This window comes from Bacillus sp. FSL W7-1582, from assembly GCF_038593325.1.
GTDB classification, from domain to species: Bacteria; Bacillota; Bacilli; order Bacillales; family Bacillaceae; genus Bacillus; species Bacillus altitudinis.
This window is the reverse complement of sequence record NZ_CP151987.1, coordinates 3,097,786-3,115,069: the sequence shown is the minus strand read 5'-3', so window position 1 is coordinate 3,115,069 and position 17,284 is coordinate 3,097,786. Positions and strand designations below refer to the sequence as shown.

Annotated in this window: 17 protein-coding genes, 1 tRNA gene and 1 pseudogene; 14 read left to right on the top strand and 5 right to left on the bottom strand. The window is 40.4% G+C overall.

Annotation, left to right across the window (positions count from 1 at the left end; genetic code table 11):
* The first annotated feature begins 29 nt into the window (after positions 1-29).
* From rapZ to NSQ11_RS16125, 5 genes are read left to right on the top strand one after another with little or no spacing between them, the layout of a single operon-like run.
* Positions 30-917, top strand: coding sequence for an RNase adapter RapZ (gene rapZ, locus NSQ11_RS16145; protein ID WP_025208027.1), 888 nt, complete (start codon positions 30-32; stop codon positions 915-917).
* Positions 918-1,877 carry a YvcK family protein gene (locus tag NSQ11_RS16140; RefSeq protein WP_008348128.1) on the top strand — a complete coding sequence of 320 codons (960 nt, stop codon included), beginning with the start codon at positions 918-920 and terminating at the stop codon, positions 1,875-1,877.
* A gap of 17 nt (positions 1,878-1,894) precedes the next feature.
* The gene (whiA, locus tag NSQ11_RS16135; RefSeq protein ID WP_008348125.1) at positions 1,895-2,845 is read left to right on the top strand and encodes a DNA-binding protein WhiA; all 951 of its coding nucleotides are present in this window, start codon (positions 1,895-1,897) and stop codon (positions 2,843-2,845) included.
* 26 nt (positions 2,846-2,871) lie between these two features.
* Complete coding sequence (locus tag NSQ11_RS16130) at positions 2,872-3,129, top strand: HPr family phosphocarrier protein (protein ID WP_008348124.1); 258 nt, start codon at positions 2,872-2,874, stop codon at positions 3,127-3,129.
* Positions 3,130-3,167: 38 nt separating this feature from the next.
* Positions 3,168-3,911, top strand: coding sequence for an arylamine N-acetyltransferase (locus NSQ11_RS16125; RefSeq protein WP_017368107.1), 744 nt, complete (start codon positions 3,168-3,170; stop codon positions 3,909-3,911).
* Between the two features lie 52 nt (positions 3,912-3,963).
* Here NSQ11_RS16125 and NSQ11_RS16120 read toward each other — a convergent pair.
* Together NSQ11_RS16120 and NSQ11_RS16115 are read right to left on the bottom strand one after the other, a co-directional pair.
* Positions 3,964-4,290, bottom strand: a pseudogene (locus NSQ11_RS16120) (ribonuclease); the annotation flags it as partial.
* Positions 4,291-4,632: 342 nt separating this feature from the next.
* Positions 4,633-5,610 carry a D-glycerate dehydrogenase gene (locus NSQ11_RS16115; protein ID WP_026050151.1) on the bottom strand — a complete coding sequence of 326 codons (978 nt, stop codon included), beginning with the start codon at positions 5,608-5,610 and terminating at the stop codon, positions 4,633-4,635.
* A gap of 563 nt (positions 5,611-6,173) precedes the next feature.
* Between NSQ11_RS16115 and NSQ11_RS16110 the strand changes: the two genes are divergently transcribed.
* The gene (locus NSQ11_RS16110; RefSeq protein WP_017357909.1) at positions 6,174-6,755 is read left to right on the top strand and encodes a carbonic anhydrase; all 582 of its coding nucleotides are present in this window, start codon (positions 6,174-6,176) and stop codon (positions 6,753-6,755) included.
* A 37-nt stretch (positions 6,756-6,792) separates the two neighbouring features.
* On the top strand, positions 6,793-8,415 hold the full coding sequence (locus NSQ11_RS16105) for a SulP family inorganic anion transporter (RefSeq protein WP_241511502.1): 1,623 nt from the start codon (positions 6,793-6,795) through the stop codon (positions 8,413-8,415).
* Between the two features lie 28 nt (positions 8,416-8,443).
* Here the strand turns inward: NSQ11_RS16105 and NSQ11_RS16100 are convergent, their stop codons facing one another.
* Positions 8,444-8,785: a MazG-like family protein gene (locus tag NSQ11_RS16100; RefSeq protein ID WP_008347798.1), complete on the bottom strand. Its 342-nt coding sequence runs from the start codon at positions 8,783-8,785 to the stop codon at positions 8,444-8,446.
* Between the two features lie 136 nt (positions 8,786-8,921).
* Between NSQ11_RS16100 and NSQ11_RS16095 the strand changes: the two genes are divergently transcribed.
* Positions 8,922-9,500, top strand: coding sequence for a TIGR00730 family Rossman fold protein (locus NSQ11_RS16095; protein WP_272755621.1), 579 nt, complete (start codon positions 8,922-8,924; stop codon positions 9,498-9,500).
* 55 nt (positions 9,501-9,555) lie between these two features.
* On the opposite strand, the gene clpP is transcribed toward NSQ11_RS16095, so the two are convergent.
* On the bottom strand, positions 9,556-10,152 hold the full coding sequence (clpP, locus tag NSQ11_RS16090; RefSeq protein WP_007500118.1) for an ATP-dependent Clp endopeptidase proteolytic subunit ClpP: 597 nt from the start codon (positions 10,150-10,152) through the stop codon (positions 9,556-9,558).
* Between the two features lie 253 nt (positions 10,153-10,405).
* Here clpP and NSQ11_RS16085 point away from each other — a divergent pair.
* Both NSQ11_RS16085 and NSQ11_RS16080 read left to right on the top strand, forming a co-directional pair.
* Positions 10,406-10,481, top strand: a tRNA-Arg gene (locus NSQ11_RS16085).
* A gap of 150 nt (positions 10,482-10,631) precedes the next feature.
* Complete coding sequence (locus NSQ11_RS16080) at positions 10,632-11,213, top strand: MmcB family DNA repair protein (protein WP_125589577.1); 582 nt, start codon at positions 10,632-10,634, stop codon at positions 11,211-11,213.
* Between the two features lie 74 nt (positions 11,214-11,287).
* Here the strand turns inward: NSQ11_RS16080 and NSQ11_RS16075 are convergent, their stop codons facing one another.
* The gene (locus NSQ11_RS16075) at positions 11,288-12,190 is read right to left on the bottom strand and encodes a hypothetical protein (RefSeq protein WP_342501162.1); all 903 of its coding nucleotides are present in this window, start codon (positions 12,188-12,190) and stop codon (positions 11,288-11,290) included.
* A gap of 350 nt (positions 12,191-12,540) precedes the next feature.
* Here NSQ11_RS16075 and NSQ11_RS16070 point away from each other — a divergent pair, with 350 nt between their 5' ends.
* The 4 genes from NSQ11_RS16070 to opp1B all read left to right on the top strand — a co-directional run bounded on the left by NSQ11_RS16070 (position 12,541) and on the right by opp1B (position 17,283).
* Positions 12,541-13,233, top strand: coding sequence for an ABC transporter substrate-binding protein (locus tag NSQ11_RS16070; RefSeq protein ID WP_342501161.1), 693 nt, complete (start codon positions 12,541-12,543; stop codon positions 13,231-13,233).
* Positions 13,234-13,400: 167 nt separating this feature from the next.
* Positions 13,401-14,570 carry a macrolide family glycosyltransferase gene (locus NSQ11_RS16065; protein ID WP_129547833.1) on the top strand — a complete coding sequence of 390 codons (1,170 nt, stop codon included), beginning with the start codon at positions 13,401-13,403 and terminating at the stop codon, positions 14,568-14,570.
* Positions 14,571-14,694: 124 nt separating this feature from the next.
* Positions 14,695-16,338, top strand: coding sequence for a nickel ABC transporter substrate-binding protein (gene nikA / locus NSQ11_RS16060; RefSeq protein ID WP_113746955.1), 1,644 nt, complete (start codon positions 14,695-14,697; stop codon positions 16,336-16,338).
* Positions 16,339-16,353: 15 nt separating this feature from the next.
* Entirely contained in the window at positions 16,354-17,283 is a 930-nt protein-coding gene (gene opp1B / locus NSQ11_RS16055; RefSeq protein WP_048002924.1) for a nickel/cobalt ABC transporter permease, read from the top strand.
* Position 17,284: the final 1 nt, after the last annotated feature.

The window sequence follows — 17,284 nt, the reverse complement described above, 5'->3', positions numbered from 1 at the left end:
GTTTTCATAAAGAAGGAGAGGGAGCAGGCATGAATACGCACAAACAAGATGATATTCAGCTTGTGATTATTACAGGGATGTCAGGTGCGGGGAAAACCGTTGCCATCCAAAGCTTTGAAGACTTAGGTTACTTTTGTGTGGATAACTTACCGCCATCACTTTTACCGAAGTTTCTAGAGCTTATGAAGGAATCCAATTCAAAGATGAGCAAGGTGGCCCTTGTGATGGATTTGCGCGGACGCGAATTCTTTGATAGCTTAATTGCAGCCTTAGATGAAATGAGTGATCTTGGTTGGATCACACCAAGAATATTATTCTTAGATGCAAACGATAAGGTACTTGTCTCAAGATACAAAGAAACGAGACGTTCGCATCCTCTTGCGACAACAGGTTTGCCGCTCGAAGGAATCGCGATGGAACGCGATCTGTTAGAAGAGTTAAAAGGCCGAGCTCAAATGATTTTTGATACATCGGATTTGAAACCGAAACAGCTTCGAGAAAAGATTGTCACACACTTTGCTACGAATCAGGGGCAAGTGTTTACAGTGAATGTGATGTCATTTGGCTTTAAGTACGGCTTGCCAATTGATGCTGATCTTGTATTTGATGTGAGATTTCTGCCGAATCCTTACTATATTGAGAGCATGCGTCCACAGACTGGAAATGATGAAGAAGTACGCTCCTATGTCATGAAGTGGAGTGAAACGCAAAAGTTCACAGAGAAATTAATCGACCTTCTCAGCTTTATGCTTCCGTCCTATAAACGAGAAGGGAAAAGTCAGCTGGTGATCGCTATTGGCTGTACAGGTGGACAGCACCGATCAGTGACGCTAGCGAACTACTTATCGGAGTATTTTAAAAATGACTACTATACTCATGTCACTCACCGGGACATTGAAAAGAGAAGCAGAAAATAGATGACGACACTTCCAAAGGTGGTCATTCTTGGCGGAGGCACTGGCTTATCTGTTTTGCTCAGAGGGCTAAAAACAAAGCCAGTGGATATTACCGCTATTGTAACGGTTGCTGATGATGGAGGCAGCTCAGGCAGACTGCGACATGATTTGAATATTCCGCCTCCAGGCGATATTCGGAATGTCCTTGCGGCACTTTCTGATGTCGAACCGCTTGTAGAAGATTTATTTCAGCACCGTTTTAATAAAGGGAATGACTTAACAGGCCACTCTCTCGGCAATCTCATTCTTGCGGCTATGACGAATATAACCGGTGATTTTTTTCATGCCGTCACAGAAATGAGCAAGGTCTTAAATGTGAGAGGAAAAGTATTGCCAGCAGCGAATTCAAGTGTTGTTCTTCATGCTGAATTAGAAAATGGGCAAGTGGTAACAGGAGAATCAAAAATCCCAACCTATGGTGAGCGAATTAAACGAGTGTTCCTCACACCCGATACGATTGAACCGCTCCCAGAATCGATTCAAGTCATTCGTGAAGCCGACTTGATCGTCCTCGGACCTGGCAGCTTGTATACAAGTATCTTGCCAAACTTGCTTGTACCGCATATTGGCGAAGAAGTGATTCGTTCTAAGGCGAAAAAAGTCTATATTTGTAATGTCATGACACAGCCGGGGGAAACGCTTTCCTACAGTGCAGCTGATCATGTGCAGGCACTAAACGATCATATGGACCGACCATTTATCGATACGATATTTGTGAACAATAAAGAAATTCCAGAAGAAATCAAAGCAAAATATGCAGAAGAGCAGGCGCAGCCTGTACAATTCGACACAGATGTACTCAAAGCCATGGGACTAGAAGTCATCCCTGGGGAAATCATTACATATGACCAGCATGTGATTCGTCATGACACGCTGAAAGTAGCTGCGCTGCTTGTCGATTTGCTGCATCAGAAAAAATAGGAATGGGGGTGGCAAGGATGTCATTTGCATCCGAAACAAAAAAAGAGCTGACTAATCTGGAAGTGAAGGACTGCTGCACAAAAGCAGAGCTTTCTGCCCTCATCCGTATGAACGGTTCATTATCTTTTTCTAATCGAAAATTGATTTTAGATATACAGACAGAGAACGCAGCCATTGCAAGACGTATTTATACCCTTTTGAAAAAGAAATACGATGTGACTGTGGAGCTGCTCGTTCGTAAAAAAATGAGATTAAAAAAGAATAATGTGTATATTGTCAGACTGGTAGAACGAGCGAAAACCATTTTAGAGGACCTAAAGATATTAGGTGAACAATTTGTATTTGAACGCAACATTTCAGAAGAACTTGTGAAGAAAAGATGCTGCAAGCGTTCCTATATGAGAGGTGCTTTTTTAGCAGGAGGTTCTGTGAATAATCCAGAAACCTCTTCGTATCACCTTGAGATTTTTTCACTATACAAAGAACATAATGATGCCCTTTGTGAGCTCATGAATCAATTCCATCTTAATAGTAAAACACTTGAACGCAAAAAAGGCTTTATCACATACATGAAGGAAGCGGAGAAAATTACGGAATTCTTAAGTGTTGTGGGTGCTCATAACTCATTGCTTCGTTTTGAAGACGTGCGCATCGTCCGAGATATGAGGAATTCTGTGAACCGGCTCGTCAATTGTGAAACAGCAAACTTGAATAAAACGATCGGTGCCTCACTGCGCCAGGTTGAAAATATTCAATTCATTGACGAAAAGATTGGATTAGACGCTCTGCCAGATAAGCTGCGTGAAATTGCGCAACTGCGTATTGACTACCAAGAAGTCACACTAAAGGAACTTGGCGAAATGGTGGAAAGCGGCAAGATCAGCAAATCAGGCATTAATCACCGTTTAAGAAAGCTAGATCAGATTGCAGAACAATTAAGAAACGGACAAGCTGTTACACTCAAATAGGGAAATAAAAAAGGGAGGCAGATCATATGGTGGAAAAAACGGTCACAATTCAGCTGAAAACGGGTTTGCAGGCACGTCCGGCTGCTTTGTTCGTTCAAGAAGCCAATCGTTTTGGTGCTGATATTTTTCTAGAGAAAGATGGGAAAAAGGTCAATGCGAAGAGTATTATGGGACTGATGAGCCTTGCGATCAGCTCTGGGGTCACCGTCAAACTAATAGCTGATGGAGCAGATGAACAAGAAGCCATCGATGCGTTAACGGATTTTATCAATCAAGAAAACTGAGTCTCTTCAAGGGCTCAGTTTTTTTAGGAGGGAAAGTTGTGATTCAATCAGCCTTTTTACAGAAAATTGGATACGAAGCCGTGTCCATTACGTTTGATCAATTGCCGGATTTACTAAGGAAGATGGCTTATACCTTTCCTTTTGAAAATAGATCTGTGGTGGGTAAACACGCCTATGCTTTGGATCCAGAAGGTTTGAAGCATCATCTTCTGGAAGGCAGCAGAGGTGGGCTTTGCTATGACCTCAATCCGCTCTTATATTATGTCTTAAAAGAGGCAGGTCTCGCTGTACAGCTCGTTCAAGGGACCGTATATAACAAAGAAGCAGAGAAGTGGGCACTGGATGGGACGCATGTAGCCATCGTCCTTCAACATCACCATGAGCGCTACCTCATTGATGCAGGATTTGGTGTGAATTTACCCCTTCAGCCCGTCCCTTTTACAGGTGAATGGGTGGAAGCACCGTCCCTTCGTTTTCGAGTGAACGAAGAGGAAACAGAAAAAGGAACCCATCTACTCCAATTGGATAGGGGAGCGGGTGCTGAAACAGGTTATGCTTTCACATTGAAAGAAGTCGGTGAAGATACACTTGTGCAATTGAGGCATGAGATTTATGAAAATGAAGCCTCTCCTTTTAACAAAAGACCGCTTGCATCCAAACTGACACCAACAGGTCGTGTGATCGTGACAGAGGATCATGTCACGATACATGAACAGGACGAAGTATCGAAGAAACCACTCTCACAACCGTTTGAGGAGTACGTACAAAAACTGCTTCCGTAAACAATATGAAAAAAGACAGCCCTTTTGACTTAGGGCTGTCTTTTTACAATGATTAACGAATCCTCGTAAATGTCGCATAGTGATCGGTTGTTTTATAAATGAGCCAGTCACTTGAGTATACTAGGCGGTCAGCATTACGGAAACCGGAGACGTAGTTGATGTCGGCTTCACGCCATGTACGGCCACTAGCTGATGGAAGGCGTCCTTCCCGATTAGAGAATACGTCTCCACCGATGCTTTTGCCCGGCGCGACTTCAGCTAAATTTCCTTTTGATGCAACCCATCCGAGGGCGCTCGCTTGTGATTTGGTGATGTAATTATCAGGTAGTCGTTTATAGCGGATTAAGTAATCTGCTACACCATCAAAGGTATTAATGACGGCAAGGGTACGAAGGTCTGGTGCAAGCTGTACGGAAGCAGTTTCATTTGTGGCTGTTGGTGTAAGTGGTGTTTCTGCATGGGCTTGCTGCGGGATAAATCCAGAAAACAGAATGGCAGCAATCAGAGCGAACAGAGTAAAAATCGAACTTATTTTTTTCATCTTGATCCTCCTCAAAAGGAAATGGGATGCCGTCCTCTTGATGCTTGTCTATCTCATATTATAGCACCGGCATATGAAGAGAATGTAAAGAATCAGGAGATTGGTGAAAATGAGGCTTTTTGACCTACTGTCTCTAGATGACGTAAACAAAAAGACGCAGTTCCCTGCGCCTTTTTTCAATTAAGATGAGGCAAGCTCCTTCACAATATCAACAGGGGCTTTGCCGTCAATTCCATGAATCACATTATGAATGGCTCGTTTCAGCATAAGGTCTCTTGTCGTTTCAGTAGCGGAACCGATATGCGGGGCAAGCGTGACATTGTCCATCTCCTTGAAAGGATGATCTTCCTGAAGCGGTTCTTGCTCGTACACATCCAGACCAGCTCCTTTGATCCACCCTTCCTGCAGTGCTTGAATGAGGCTTTTCTCATCGACGGTTTTTCCGCGGGAGATGTTCACGAATAAAGCTGTCGGCTTCATTAATTTCAATTCCCGCTCTCCTATCATATGGTACGTCTCATCCGTCAGCGGTGTGATTAACACAATGATATCAGCTTGCTTTAGCAAGTCATCCAGTGCACAATATACAGCGCCATAGGCCGATTCGGCTTTCTCGTTTCGGCTCCGGTTGTGATAGAGGACGTTCATATCAAAACCATGAGCGGCTCGTTTGGCTACTTGCTCACCGATTCGTCCCATCCCAATGATCCCAAGCGTTTGATGATGGACATCAATGCCGAATATATCTTCCTCTTGAACAAATTTTGTCCATTTTCCCTTGCGGATAAAACGATCAAGCTCGGCAATTCTCCTCGCAGAAGAGAGAATGAGCGAAAAGGCAAGATCAGCAACGGTATGATCGAGTGTATAAGGCGTGTGCGTACCAATCACGCCTCTTTGTCTCATGGCTTCTAGATCAAAATTGTCATAGCCGACTGAATTATTGCTTACCACCTTGAGTTGAGGTGCATGATCTAATAAATCTTGATCAATTTTCGTACCTGATGTTAAAAGGCCATCAGCCTTCTGCAGCTTCTCAAATAATAGATCTCTTGGGATCGGGTCCTTTGACTGCCATACCTCGTATGTACAATGTTCTTTTAACATGTCTTCAAAAGTGGCAGGTAAGGGTTTGGCGACAAAAATATGTGGTTTCATCATCAACTCGCTCCTTTCACATGGTCATCTTTCTCTTTTTATTATAAAGCAACCATTTTGGCAGTACACGTTTGAATATGAGCTGCTCAATATTTAATATACTGAAATAACGGAAAAGAAGAGATTTTTATAGTGAAAGAGTAAATGACATGGCCATCTGATGTCTTTTTATGATGTAGAAAAACGAGTGATTAGTAGATGAGTCATAGAAAAATGCTAGATGTTTCGGGAGATAATCTGACAAACTGGAAAATAGATCGAGACTTTTTGATAGAAAATTTATTATATTTGCAGTGTATTAAACGGGACGGTCATTTTCTACTAAACCTTTTCATCGTCTTTTGGTGAAATGTGAGCCATCGTTTGTAAGCAAAAGCCGCATATCCCCTGTGCTGAAGCGGAACAAAGAGCAAAATAGAGAAAATGCTTACATATTCTCTCATCGTTTTCTCATTTTTTTCTTTTTTTTCTATCATTTTTCTTCTCTATGCTTGAGAACACACAAGGGAAAAGGAGGCCAGGTAAGGCGTTACAATCACTTGAAAAAGATAGGAGATGACAGGATGGAATCAACATTAGAACAGATTCTTCAGCACAATGCAGATTTTGTGAAAGAGAGACAGTATGAGCCTTTCAAGGCGGGAAAATTTCCTGAGAAGAAATTGGTTATATTAACTTGTATGGATACACGCCTGTTGGAATTATTACCGCAATCCATGGGGCTTCGTAATGGTGATGCGAAGATCATTAAAAATGCAGGAGCCATCGTCACACATCCATTTGGCAGTGTCATGCGGAGTATTTTACTAGCCATTTATGAGCTGAAAGCAGAGGAAGTATGCATTGTCGGACACCATGAATGCGGAATGGCAGGCCTTGCGGCAGACCCTTTACTTGAAAAGGCAAAAGCACGGGGAATTGAGGAAAAGTGTTTGAGCATTGTGAAAAGCGCAGGTGTTGATTTAAAGGGCTGGCTGACAGGCTTTGATTCAGTGGAAGAGAGCGTATCCCAAAGTGTGAAATTAGTCAAAGAGCACCCGCTCATGCCAAGTGATGTAGCTGTTCATGGACTAGTGATTCATCCGGCAACAGGAAAGCTGGATGTCGTTATAAAAGATAAACAGATCGACCCGCAATATACCTAAATCATCTACACATACTTGAAGGAGGCCAACACATACCATGCGTTTTTATGGAAGATTTGAAGGTTATGATTCATCAAAGTTTAGACGCGATTTAATCGCTGGGCTTGTCGTGGGCGTTGTGGCAATTCCTTTAGGCATGGCTTTTGCCATTGCATCTGGTGTCGGACCAGAATACGGACTATACACAGTCATCGTTGCCGGCATTTTGATTTCATTGTTTGGTGGTTCAAAGTATCAGATTGGCGGACCGACCGGGGCATTTGTTCCAATTTTATTCGGGATCGTCAGCCAGTACGGTATTGAAAACTTACTCATTGCTGGTTTTATGGCAGGCTGTATGCTTGTCTTATTCGGAATATTCAAACTAGGAAAGCTCATGAAATTTATTCCTCGTCCGGTTATCATCGGCTTTACTGCCGGCATTGCTGTCATTATTTTTTCAGGACAGATTGCCAACTTCCTCGGATTAAAGGGTGTTGAAAAACATGAAAGCTTTTTCCTCAATATGAGAGAAATCGTGGTCCATCTCGGTACCGCAAACAGTCTCGCCATTCTCACAGCGATTGTTGGGCTCATCGTGATTTTGGCGGCACAAAAATACATTCCCAAAATACCTGGTGCTCTATTAGGTCTACTCGTTTCAACATTTATAGCTGTTCTCTTTTTTCAAGGACAAGTTGAAACCATCGGCTCTGCATATGGCGAAATCCCTCGTCAGCTACCAACTTTCGCTTTTCCTGAATTGACGATTGAAAAAATGATTTATTTGCTGCCGCCGGCTATTGTCATTGCGCTTTTGGGCGGCGTGGAGTCGATCTTGTCCGCGATGGTAGCTGATAATATGAAAGGTTCTAAACATGACAGCAATAAAGAACTCGTCGGACAAGGAATTGCCAATATGGCGGCACCGCTTTTTGGAGGGATCCCAGCGACTGGAGCGATTGCTCGTACGGCAACAAACATTAAAAATGGTGGAGCAAGCCCCATTTCAGGAGTCGTGCATGGTGTCGTTGTTTTGCTCATCTTAATGTTATTTGCACCATATGCATCGATGATTCCACTTGCTGCCATGGCACCGATTTTGATGTTTGTGGCGTGGAATATGAGTGAGAAAAAAGAGTTTATCAATATTGTCAAAGTCAAAAATGCGGATTCCCTTGTGCTTGTCGTGACCTTCCTGCTGACGGTCATCGGTGATTTGATTATTGGCGTGACTGCAGGTCTCATTTTAGCGTTTATCGCCTTTATCAAAAAAATGAGCCAGACAACGAATATCCACACAAATGTCGCTGTTCCTCAAATCGAAACGGCGGCTGCCTTAGAAAGGGAGACCGATCAGAAAGGGGTTAGTATGTATTCGATTGAAGGGCCACTCTTTTTCGGTACAACCGATTCATTGGAAAATTCGATTTTGGATCATGTTCAGACAAAGCCGAAAACACTCATTTTGCTTATGAACAAAGTGAATTATATGGACACCTCAGCAGAAGCGGTTCTGATGAACATTTCTAATCGTTTAAAGCATCACAATGGAAAATTGATGATTGTAGGGCTTCAATCACAGCCAAAAGAGCTTTTGCATCGTACCGGTCTTTTCCATCACATTGGAAAACAGCATTTCTTTGAACGAACGGATGATATTTCACCACAGCAGCTATAAAAGGCTAAAAAAGCACGTGACATGTCGGTCACGGGCTTTTTACCTGCTCTTTTTCACTAGAAAACCGTTGTGTGAGTTTCTGTTGATGGGAAGAGAAGACCTCTTCTACTGTTACATCATAGAGATCAGCTAGAACAAGTAGATTTCCTAAGACATCTCCCATTTCTTCAATAAGGTCCTTTCTTAACGCGGCGTCCTCCTGTGTTTTCTCATCAGGTCGATCGCGTCCAATTTCGACCGCCCTGACTGCACGAGCGAGTTCTCCTGTTTCTTCCATCAGGAAACCTAACCTGATAAACGGCCCGTATTCTGTCCAATTTCTCATTTTGTAGAAATCTTTGATCCATTTTTCCATTTCAGTTGTTTGCATTCTCTTTATACAGCTCCTTATATGGTGTTCACCTTCTGATTTTACACTATATATAGATAGAGCGGCTGTTTCTTTACAATGAATTATAGTAGAATGAGTGGGTGAAGAAATCATAGAGAGAGATGGAGCTGTTTTGATGAAAACGATTTGTGTGTTTGCTGGTTCGAATCCAGGTGTGAATGACATCTACAAACAAAAAGCTGTCGAGCTAGGGGCTTATATGGCAGAGCAAGGAATCCGCCTTGTATACGGTGGCTCACGAATTGGCTTAATGGGAGCTATAGCGGATGAGGTATTGAAAAACGGCGGGCAAGTGATCGGAGTCATGCCAAAAGGGCTTTTTAGAGGAGAGGTTGTGCATCAAGAGCTAACCGAATTGATTGAAGTCAAAGGGATGCATGAACGAAAAGCGAAAATGAGCGAGCTGGCCGATGGGTTTATTGCCATGCCAGGTGGTTTTGGTACATATGAAGAATTATTTGAGGTGCTATGTTGGGCGCAAATTGGCATCCATAAAAAGCCAATCGGATTGTATCAAGTGAATGACTATTTCAATCCGCTCATAGACATGGTGAAGTTTAGTGTACAGGAAGGTTTTTCGAATGAATCACACCTTCAATTACTACATGCCTCTGGAGAACCGAAAGAATTGATTTCACAGATGGCTTCTTATCAAACACCAACTCTTCAACAGAAATGGACGGAGCTGTCTTAAAATAGATGCATAACAAAAAACCGTCTGTTCAAAGAGCAGACGGTTTGTTTTGTGATTATTTTTGTTCTTCTGTATTACGGGTCAAGACTTTGTCAATGAGTCCGTATTGAAGTGCTTCTTCCGCTGTTTTGAAGTTGTCACGATCTGTATCGCGCTCAATGACTTCAATTGGCTGACCAGTACGTTCAGCAAGTACTTGGTTCAGTTTATCGCGTAAAGAAAGGATTCGTTTTGCCGCAATTTCAATTTCTGTTGCTTGACCTTGCGCACCACCTAGTGGTTGGTGAATCATCACTTCACTATTTGGAAGGGCATAACGCTTACCTTTTTCACCAGCAGCAAGCAGGAACGCACCCATAGATGCAGCCATACCAATACAAATAGTTGATACCTTTGGTTTAATAAATTGCATCGTATCATAAATGGCCATACCAGCTGTGATCGAACCGCCAGGGCTGTTAATGTAGATAGAGATATCTTTTTCTGGATCCTCGGCTTCTAAGAAGAGAAGCTGTGATACGATGGAGTTGGCAACATTGTCATCGATCGCAGAACCAAGCATGATAATACGGTCTTTTAAAAGACGAGAATAAATGTCGTAAGCTCTTTCCCCACGATTTGTTTGCTCAATGACTGTAGGTATTAAATTCATAATGTTCCTCCTTCACCTTTTAGGTAAGTATGTAATTCAATGATACATTTTTGGTCAATAAAGGTCAAACAAAATGCTGACCTAAAATCAAATACCCCTATCCATTTTCCCCAAAATCCTTTCACTTCAAACCATCATATGATTATATGTATGGGAATGAAGAAAATACATCGACAGGGCTGGCGATTAATCATTGCTTTCTTGCAGCATTTCCCTTATAATTTGATATGCTGACGTTTAAAAAACATATCGTGCGCTCGTAGCTCAGTTGGATAGAGCGGTGGTTTCCGGTACCACGTCTGCCGGGGGTTCGAATCCCTCCGAGCGCGTACAAAAAACATCAAGGATACATACAGTAGCCTTGATGTTTTTTGTACATTCTAGTTAAAATTTAATCGTACTATTTTTGTGTGTTCTTTAGGTTAAGGAATTGATAAATTTGAGCCAATGAAATAGAATATTTAGTAGGTGATTGTATTATGAAGAAACTTGATGATAAAGAGATTCGTTCATCTCTTATTTCTAGGCTATCTAAATATAAAAACTGTAGGGTTTTAGAAGAAATGACATTGCCGTCAGGAAAAGCTCGAGCAGATATAGTCGCTATAAATGGACATGTGGTTGCTTATGAAATAAAAAGTGATTTTGATTCAATTAAGCGTCTCTCAAATCAAATTCCCGAATACGATAAAAATTTTGAAATGATTTATATCGTTGTTGGTCTAAAATTTTCAAGAACTATTCATAAAATACTTCCAGAACACTGGGGAATTATAGTTGCTGAGAAAACAAGAATCAATACTGTGCGTTTATCTTTTTTAAGAAAAGCAAAATTGAATCCCAACCTTTCAATGCAATATTTCTTATCACTATTAACTTCAAAAGACATAAAAAGAATCGCACAATCTGACGAATATTTAGGAAAACGATTGCCAAAGAGTACAATAAGGTTACTTTTTAAACAAGAGGTTATCAAAAAGCTAGATGAGACTGTGCCTACCTCTCTAAGAAAAAAGCTTAAAAATCAAGTGAGATACTCACTTAAGAATGTTGAATTTTAAGTATGTTTCCTTTAAACACGAGTATAATAAAACCCGCACTCATTGAAGTGCGGGTTTTATTATACTCTTCTGTATTATAATTCATCTAAGCAAACTACTATATGCTTATTGATCCCAATAGAGCTCCATACAGAAGGATTACCCTTATTTTCATTATTATTAATAACTGATTGTATGAATGAATCAGCCCAACAACTATGTTGGTCAAAATTTGTTGCACTTGATATCTCTCTACAAACTTTAACAAAATCATAATTCCCTCGGCGTAGCCCATTTCTTACAAACCAATACTCTGTCTCCAAAGTATATTTTATTTGAACTATAGCTCTACCTCCAGTTGTTAATTTTGGGCTAACTGAAGCATAATCACCGAAGAACAAATCAGATGTTTTATTAGCATGATTTTTAATTTCATGAAATAATTCTTTTTCAATTCGACTTATTCTATAATTTTCTTCAGAGGAAACAGGTAGTACTTGTGGAACGGCACCACTCATAATAATAATTTTATGATTATCTAATATTTCGAGTATCGGTTTAAATTTTGAGACTATTTCAGTATTAACACTATCAATATATTCAAAATCTAACATAACCCCTTTAGGTAAACTATTATGTTGTTCTTTTAACCATTGAATGAAAAAAGAATTAACTACATTTTTATCAATTCTTACATAATTTTTTTCTCTCTTACTATTATTATTCAAAATATATTCAACGGGATACATGATGTCGAAATTATCATTTTGATCAAGTTCTAACAGTTCCTCCAATGAGTCAATGTCATCTGAATCAAGTTCTCTCACATCTAGTAAAACAAAGTTATTATAACTAGTACGTATTTCGTTTAGACTATTTTGATCAGCATCTTTAATTATAATATTAGGTACGAAATTTGTTACGTCATTACCGAATTCCACAAGCTGCTTTAAAGCCCTCCTCTCCCCTTGTTTTTGCCGAAGCGTAGCATAATACATTAATCTCACCTCAATTATTATTTAGATAGTCTTATAGAACTATCCATATACATAATATTACACTAATGTGTAATTTTTTACAAAAAGAATATTTTTAAGCATTTCTATAATTGATTACCATTCTCAATTTAAGGTGGTTTCATATTTGAAAAAATGATCTGGTTGATCAGCTTACTTGAACTTTTGTTAGTGGCATTCGGGCAGAAAGAAGATAGAGAGCAATCAGCAATTACACGTACATATACAACGGAATCGGGTGGGAGATCACCATTCCTGACAAGCCTAAACGAATTGTTGTGTTAACAGCACAGCTTGGAAATTTTAAAAAGTTAGGTGTGACACCTGTTGGCATGACAGATGTTTATCCTAAATCATCCTTTTTAGATGAAACAGGTGTGAAGAGGGTGCCGATAGAAAATGTGGAGGCAATCGCCAAACTGAAGCCTGATCTCATCATTGCTTATTCACAAAATGATCAAGTTGAAAAATATAAAAAGATCGCAAAAACAATCACTTTCACAACAAGTGAACATAGCTTTAAAGAGATGCATATTGAAATCGGAAAGATTCTTGGAAAAGAATCGTTATCGAAAAAACAAATACAAGAAATGGACGAGCAGCTGAAAAAAGACGGCAAAGAGGTCAAAGCAAAAATTGGTGAAGACAAGACGTTCTCCATCATGGATGTGCAGCCTAAGCAAGTGTATTTATTTGGTACAGACTTTGGCCGCGGTGAGGAGGTCATCTATCAAGGGTATGGATTTAGCCTGCCTGAAAAAGCGGATAAGGCTCTTCCGAAAGAAGGGTATCTCGGTATTTCATTAGAAGAGATGAATGAGTATACAGGTGACTATTTACTTGTACCAACAAAGGATGGAAAAGCACCGAATCCTGATATCACAGGCAGCGGTGTATGGAAGAAGAATAAAGCAGTGAAACAAGGACATGTTTTATCCTATTCAATCAATGAATTTATCTATGCTGATCCAATCTCAATTGAAAAACAGTCTGCTGCGTTTAAACAAATGCTACTTAAAAATTAATAAAAAGAAGACAAAGCACTTAAACAGGAGGCTTTGTCTTTTTTTCTGCTATCCTCTTAAAATACTAGCCATAAGTCTCATTTATCCCCTTTTCAGGCGTATTTGTTGAGCCCGATCACTGTATAAGATTAACATGGTAGAGAATTGACAATAAGGAGAGGATTCTTGTGGCGAAGGTTTTAATGATTACGTTTCCAGCTGAAGGACATGTGAACCCAATGTTAGGAATGATAAGAGCATTTGTTGATCGAGGTGATGAAGTGCATGTGGTCACAACTGAACATTATCAAAAGCGGATCAAACGCTTAGGCGCTCACGTACATATACATCCAGATTATATTCGCACATTAAGTGTCGAAGAAAGCGATTTAGAGTCCATGCAGCCATTTTTCCATGCCATGCTGCAAACGTCATTAGACATTTTAGAAGTGGTGGAAACTCTTTCTCAACAGCATTCATTTGATTTGGTCTATTTTGATATGTTTGGAGCAGGTGAGCTTGTGCGGGATTACTTACAAATTCCAGGCATTGGTTCGAATCCTTCTTTTGTGCTGCAGGAGGCGCATTTTGATACACCTTTATACAGAAAAGATGAGAAGGCGGCTCATCTGTTAGAAGAAATACATGAACGTTTTGGCGTTCAGCCAACACATTTGATGCAATTCATGAAAAACCGCGGAGAACTGAATATGGTGTATACAAGTGAATATTTTCAGCCGTCTGTTGATGCATTGGATGATTCGTTTGTCTTCATTGGACCGAGCTTTCTAAAACGTGCTGACCAGCATGATTTCCCGTTAGAAGCGCTTGAGCGAGAGAAGGTCGTCTTTATTTCAATGGGAACGGTTCTTGGAGATACTGAAGCATTCTTTAATATGTGTATTGATGCTTTTGCCGACTTTGATGGAAAAGTGATTCTCGCAACTGGTGAAAAAATCGACATGTCTCTCCTAAAAGAAGCGCCATCTCATTTTCTTATCGAGCCTTATGTGCCGCAGCTTGAAGTCCTTGAACTGACAGATGTGTTTGTGACCCACGGCGGGATGAACAGTGTCAATGAAGGTATTCATTATCATGTTCCAATGGTTGTCATCCCGGTTGACAAAGATCAGCCGATGGTGGCAAAAAGACTGACTGATCTCTCTGCTGCTCGTGCACTCGATAAAGACCAGCTGACAGCAAAACAGCTGAGAGATACTGTAGAGAGTGTACTCGGAAGTGACACATATCGTGCTGGGATTGAAAAGATTGAAGAAAGTTTCCAAACAGCAGGTGGAACAGAAAAAGCATTACGTGTCATTGATCAGTTTATGCAAGCGAAACAGACTCAATCATGAGTCTGTTTTTTCGGTGAAAAAAGCCATTGTATTTCCCAGATCTGTATGCTAATATTCAATTCGTAATCATTTCGATTAATAATCGTAATGATTACGATAAAATGAACATTTGGGGGAAGTACATATGAATCATCAACCTGATTACATAAAGAAAAAGGACGAGAAAAAGCAGTCCTTTGTGACATATACCTTGATGCTGTTTTCAGTCATGGCTTGTTTTCTATTGGCATCTTGTTCTGAAAATAAGACCTCTTCCAGTTTAAGTGGAAGAGAAGATGATGAACTGGTGTATGCAAGTACAAAAGATATAAGAGACATTAATCCCCATCTATATGGCGGGGAGATGGCCGCTCAAAATATGGTGTTTGAATCGCTTGTTGTGAATACGGAAAAAGGCATTCAACCTGCCCTGGCCCAAAGCTGGGATATTTCTAAAGATGGAAAAACCTACACATTTCATCTTCGAGAAAACGTGACTTTTTCAGATGGTGAGCCATTTAATGCGAAGGCTGTCAAAATGAATATTGATGCAGTTGTCAAAAATATTGAAAAAAATGCTTGGCTCAATCTCGTGTCAGAAATTAAATCCACAAAGGCTGTAGATGAACATACTTTTGTTCTCACATTGAAGGAGCCCTATTATCCAACATTAGAAGAACTTGGTTTAACACGTCCATTCCGTTTTATTTCTCCCAAAAGCTTTATTGATGGCACCACATCAAAAGGCGTAAAAGGTTATGCAGGTACAGGTCCTTATGTGTTAAAGGAACATAAGAAAAATCAATATGCCATTTTTGAAGTGAATCATCACTATTGGGGAAAGAATCCAAAGATTTCAACGGTGAAATGGAAGGTCATGCCAGATCATCAAACCATTTTACTCGCTCTTCAAAAAGGGGAGGTTGATCTCTTATTTGGAGCAGATGGTGACATGATTGATGGAGATTCATTTCAGGCTTTAAAAGAAGCTGGTCAATATGGTGTGACTGTGAGTCCTCCTGTTGGTTCAAGATCTATTGTAATCAACTCCAATCAACCAATAACACAAGATCCAAAAGTAAGAGAAGCATTTCAATATGCCATTCAAAAAGAGATGATTACAGAAGGGATTTTAAATGGAACTGAACAGGTGGCACATACACTGCTCGCCCCATCAGTCCCTTACGCAAATATTCCGCTTAAAAAGAAAACCTATCAAAAAAAGAAAGCAGAGGCATTATTAGATGAGGCAGGCTGGAAGCTAAAAGAAGACGGCTATCGCTATCAAGAAGACAAGCCGCTCAGCGTGACCATTTATTATAATTCGGATAATGCAGGTGAAAGAACGATTAGTGAATCGATTCAGCAGGACTTCAAGCAGGTTGGAATCAAGCTTGATATTAGAGGTGAAGAAAAACAGGCATTTTTAGATCGTCAAAAAACAGGAAAGTTTGATCTTATGTACTCTCTATCTTGGGGACTTCCTTATGACCCTCAAACATACGTCTCTTCATTTCGTGTTGCATCCCATGCTGATTATCAAGCTCAGTTAGGATTGAAAAAGAAAAAGTGGCTGGATGAGACCATTACGAAAGTATTGGTGGAGCCGGATGAGCAAAAGAGGGCACAAATGTACCGAGATATTTTGACGTATATTCATGATGAAAATGTGTATATCCCTATTTCCTATTCTGTGACAAAGGCCGTTTATAATAAGCGCCTCAAAGGTGTAGATTTTCATGTATCTCAGTATGAAATTCCCTTTGATCGAATGTATTTTTCGTCATAAATCGGAGGCTGAGACATGACACGCTATATCATAAAACGATTATTGCTTCTTTTGCCGCTCATTGTATTCATTACGTTTTTTGCGTTTGTGCTACTTGCGATGCGTGCGAGTGATCCAGCTGAGGTCGCTTTACGTGTGAACCAAGTAACCCCAACGGAAGAGATGATTGAATCTATGCGTCAAGAGCTAGGCTTAGATCAACCGTTTTTCATACGCTATGTCACATGGCTTAAAGACGGATTAACAGGTGATTTTGGCAGTAGTTATGTCACACATGAGCCTGTACTTGACCTGATGATGGAGGCACTTCCTGCGACTTTACAGCTTGCAGGGATGTCCCTTTTGTTTATTATTGTGCTGAGTTTGTTATTCGGAATGGTGTGTGCATATGCGGCACATACATGGTTGGATCGAATCGTGAGAGCATTTGTGTTTATTGCAGCTTCCATGCCTAGTTTTTGGTTGGGCATTTTGTTTATCTGGCTTTTTTCAGTCAAATTTAACTGGGTCAACACGAGTGGAATGGAAGGGTTTAAATCGATTCTTTTGCCAGCGATGACTTTATCACTTGGCTACTTATCGACCTATGTGAGACTCATTCGAAATCAAATCCTAAAGTTTCAGCACGAGCCCTTTGTTTTTTATGCAAGAGCTCGTGGTTTAAAGGAACGAACCATTCAATTGAAGGTGATGAGACATGCCCTTCAACTAGCAGTAACAGCACTCGGTATGTCAGTACCAAAGCTCATTGCAGGAACCGTCATTATTGAAAATCTCTTTGCTTGGCCAGGGGTTGGCCGTTTGTGTGTAACAGCTATTTTTCACGCCGATTTCCCTATGATTCAAGCCTATTTGTTTGTGATGGGATGCCTGTTCGTTGTGTGCAACCTCGTTGCTGATGTCATACAAATGATCATGAACCCGCAGTTAAGAAAGGAGGTCTAAA

What these genes read in the sequence shown, in the direction of transcription:
- rapZ (WP_025208027.1), top strand. Translation starts at nt 30, where the DNA reads ATGAATACGCACAAACAAGATGATATTCAGCTTGTGATTATTACAGGG.
- NSQ11_RS16140 (WP_008348128.1), top strand. Translation starts at nt 918, where the DNA reads ATGACGACACTTCCAAAGGTGGTCATTCTTGGCGGAGGCACTGGCTTA.
- whiA (WP_008348125.1), top strand. Translation starts at nt 1,895, where the DNA reads ATGTCATTTGCATCCGAAACAAAAAAAGAGCTGACTAATCTGGAAGTG.
- NSQ11_RS16130 (WP_008348124.1), top strand. Translation starts at nt 2,872, where the DNA reads ATGGTGGAAAAAACGGTCACAATTCAGCTGAAAACGGGTTTGCAGGCA.
- NSQ11_RS16115 (WP_026050151.1), bottom strand. Translation starts at nt 5,610, where the DNA reads ATGAAACCACATATTTTTGTCGCCAAACCCTTACCTGCCACTTTTGAA.
- NSQ11_RS16110 (WP_017357909.1), top strand. Translation starts at nt 6,174, where the DNA reads ATGGAATCAACATTAGAACAGATTCTTCAGCACAATGCAGATTTTGTG.
- NSQ11_RS16105 (WP_241511502.1), top strand. Translation starts at nt 6,793, where the DNA reads ATGCGTTTTTATGGAAGATTTGAAGGTTATGATTCATCAAAGTTTAGA.
- NSQ11_RS16100 (WP_008347798.1), bottom strand. Translation starts at nt 8,785, where the DNA reads ATGCAAACAACTGAAATGGAAAAATGGATCAAAGATTTCTACAAAATG.
- NSQ11_RS16095 (WP_272755621.1), top strand. Translation starts at nt 8,922, where the DNA reads ATGAAAACGATTTGTGTGTTTGCTGGTTCGAATCCAGGTGTGAATGAC.
- clpP (WP_007500118.1), bottom strand. Translation starts at nt 10,152, where the DNA reads ATGAATTTAATACCTACAGTCATTGAGCAAACAAATCGTGGGGAAAGA.
- NSQ11_RS16080 (WP_125589577.1), top strand. Translation starts at nt 10,632, where the DNA reads ATGAAGAAACTTGATGATAAAGAGATTCGTTCATCTCTTATTTCTAGG.
- NSQ11_RS16075 (WP_342501162.1), bottom strand. Translation starts at nt 12,190, where the DNA reads ATGTATTATGCTACGCTTCGGCAAAAACAAGGGGAGAGGAGGGCTTTA.
- NSQ11_RS16070 (WP_342501161.1), top strand. Translation starts at nt 12,541, where the DNA reads ATGACAGATGTTTATCCTAAATCATCCTTTTTAGATGAAACAGGTGTG.
- nikA (WP_113746955.1), top strand. Translation starts at nt 14,695, where the DNA reads ATGAATCATCAACCTGATTACATAAAGAAAAAGGACGAGAAAAAGCAG.
- opp1B (WP_048002924.1), top strand. Translation starts at nt 16,354, where the DNA reads ATGACACGCTATATCATAAAACGATTATTGCTTCTTTTGCCGCTCATT.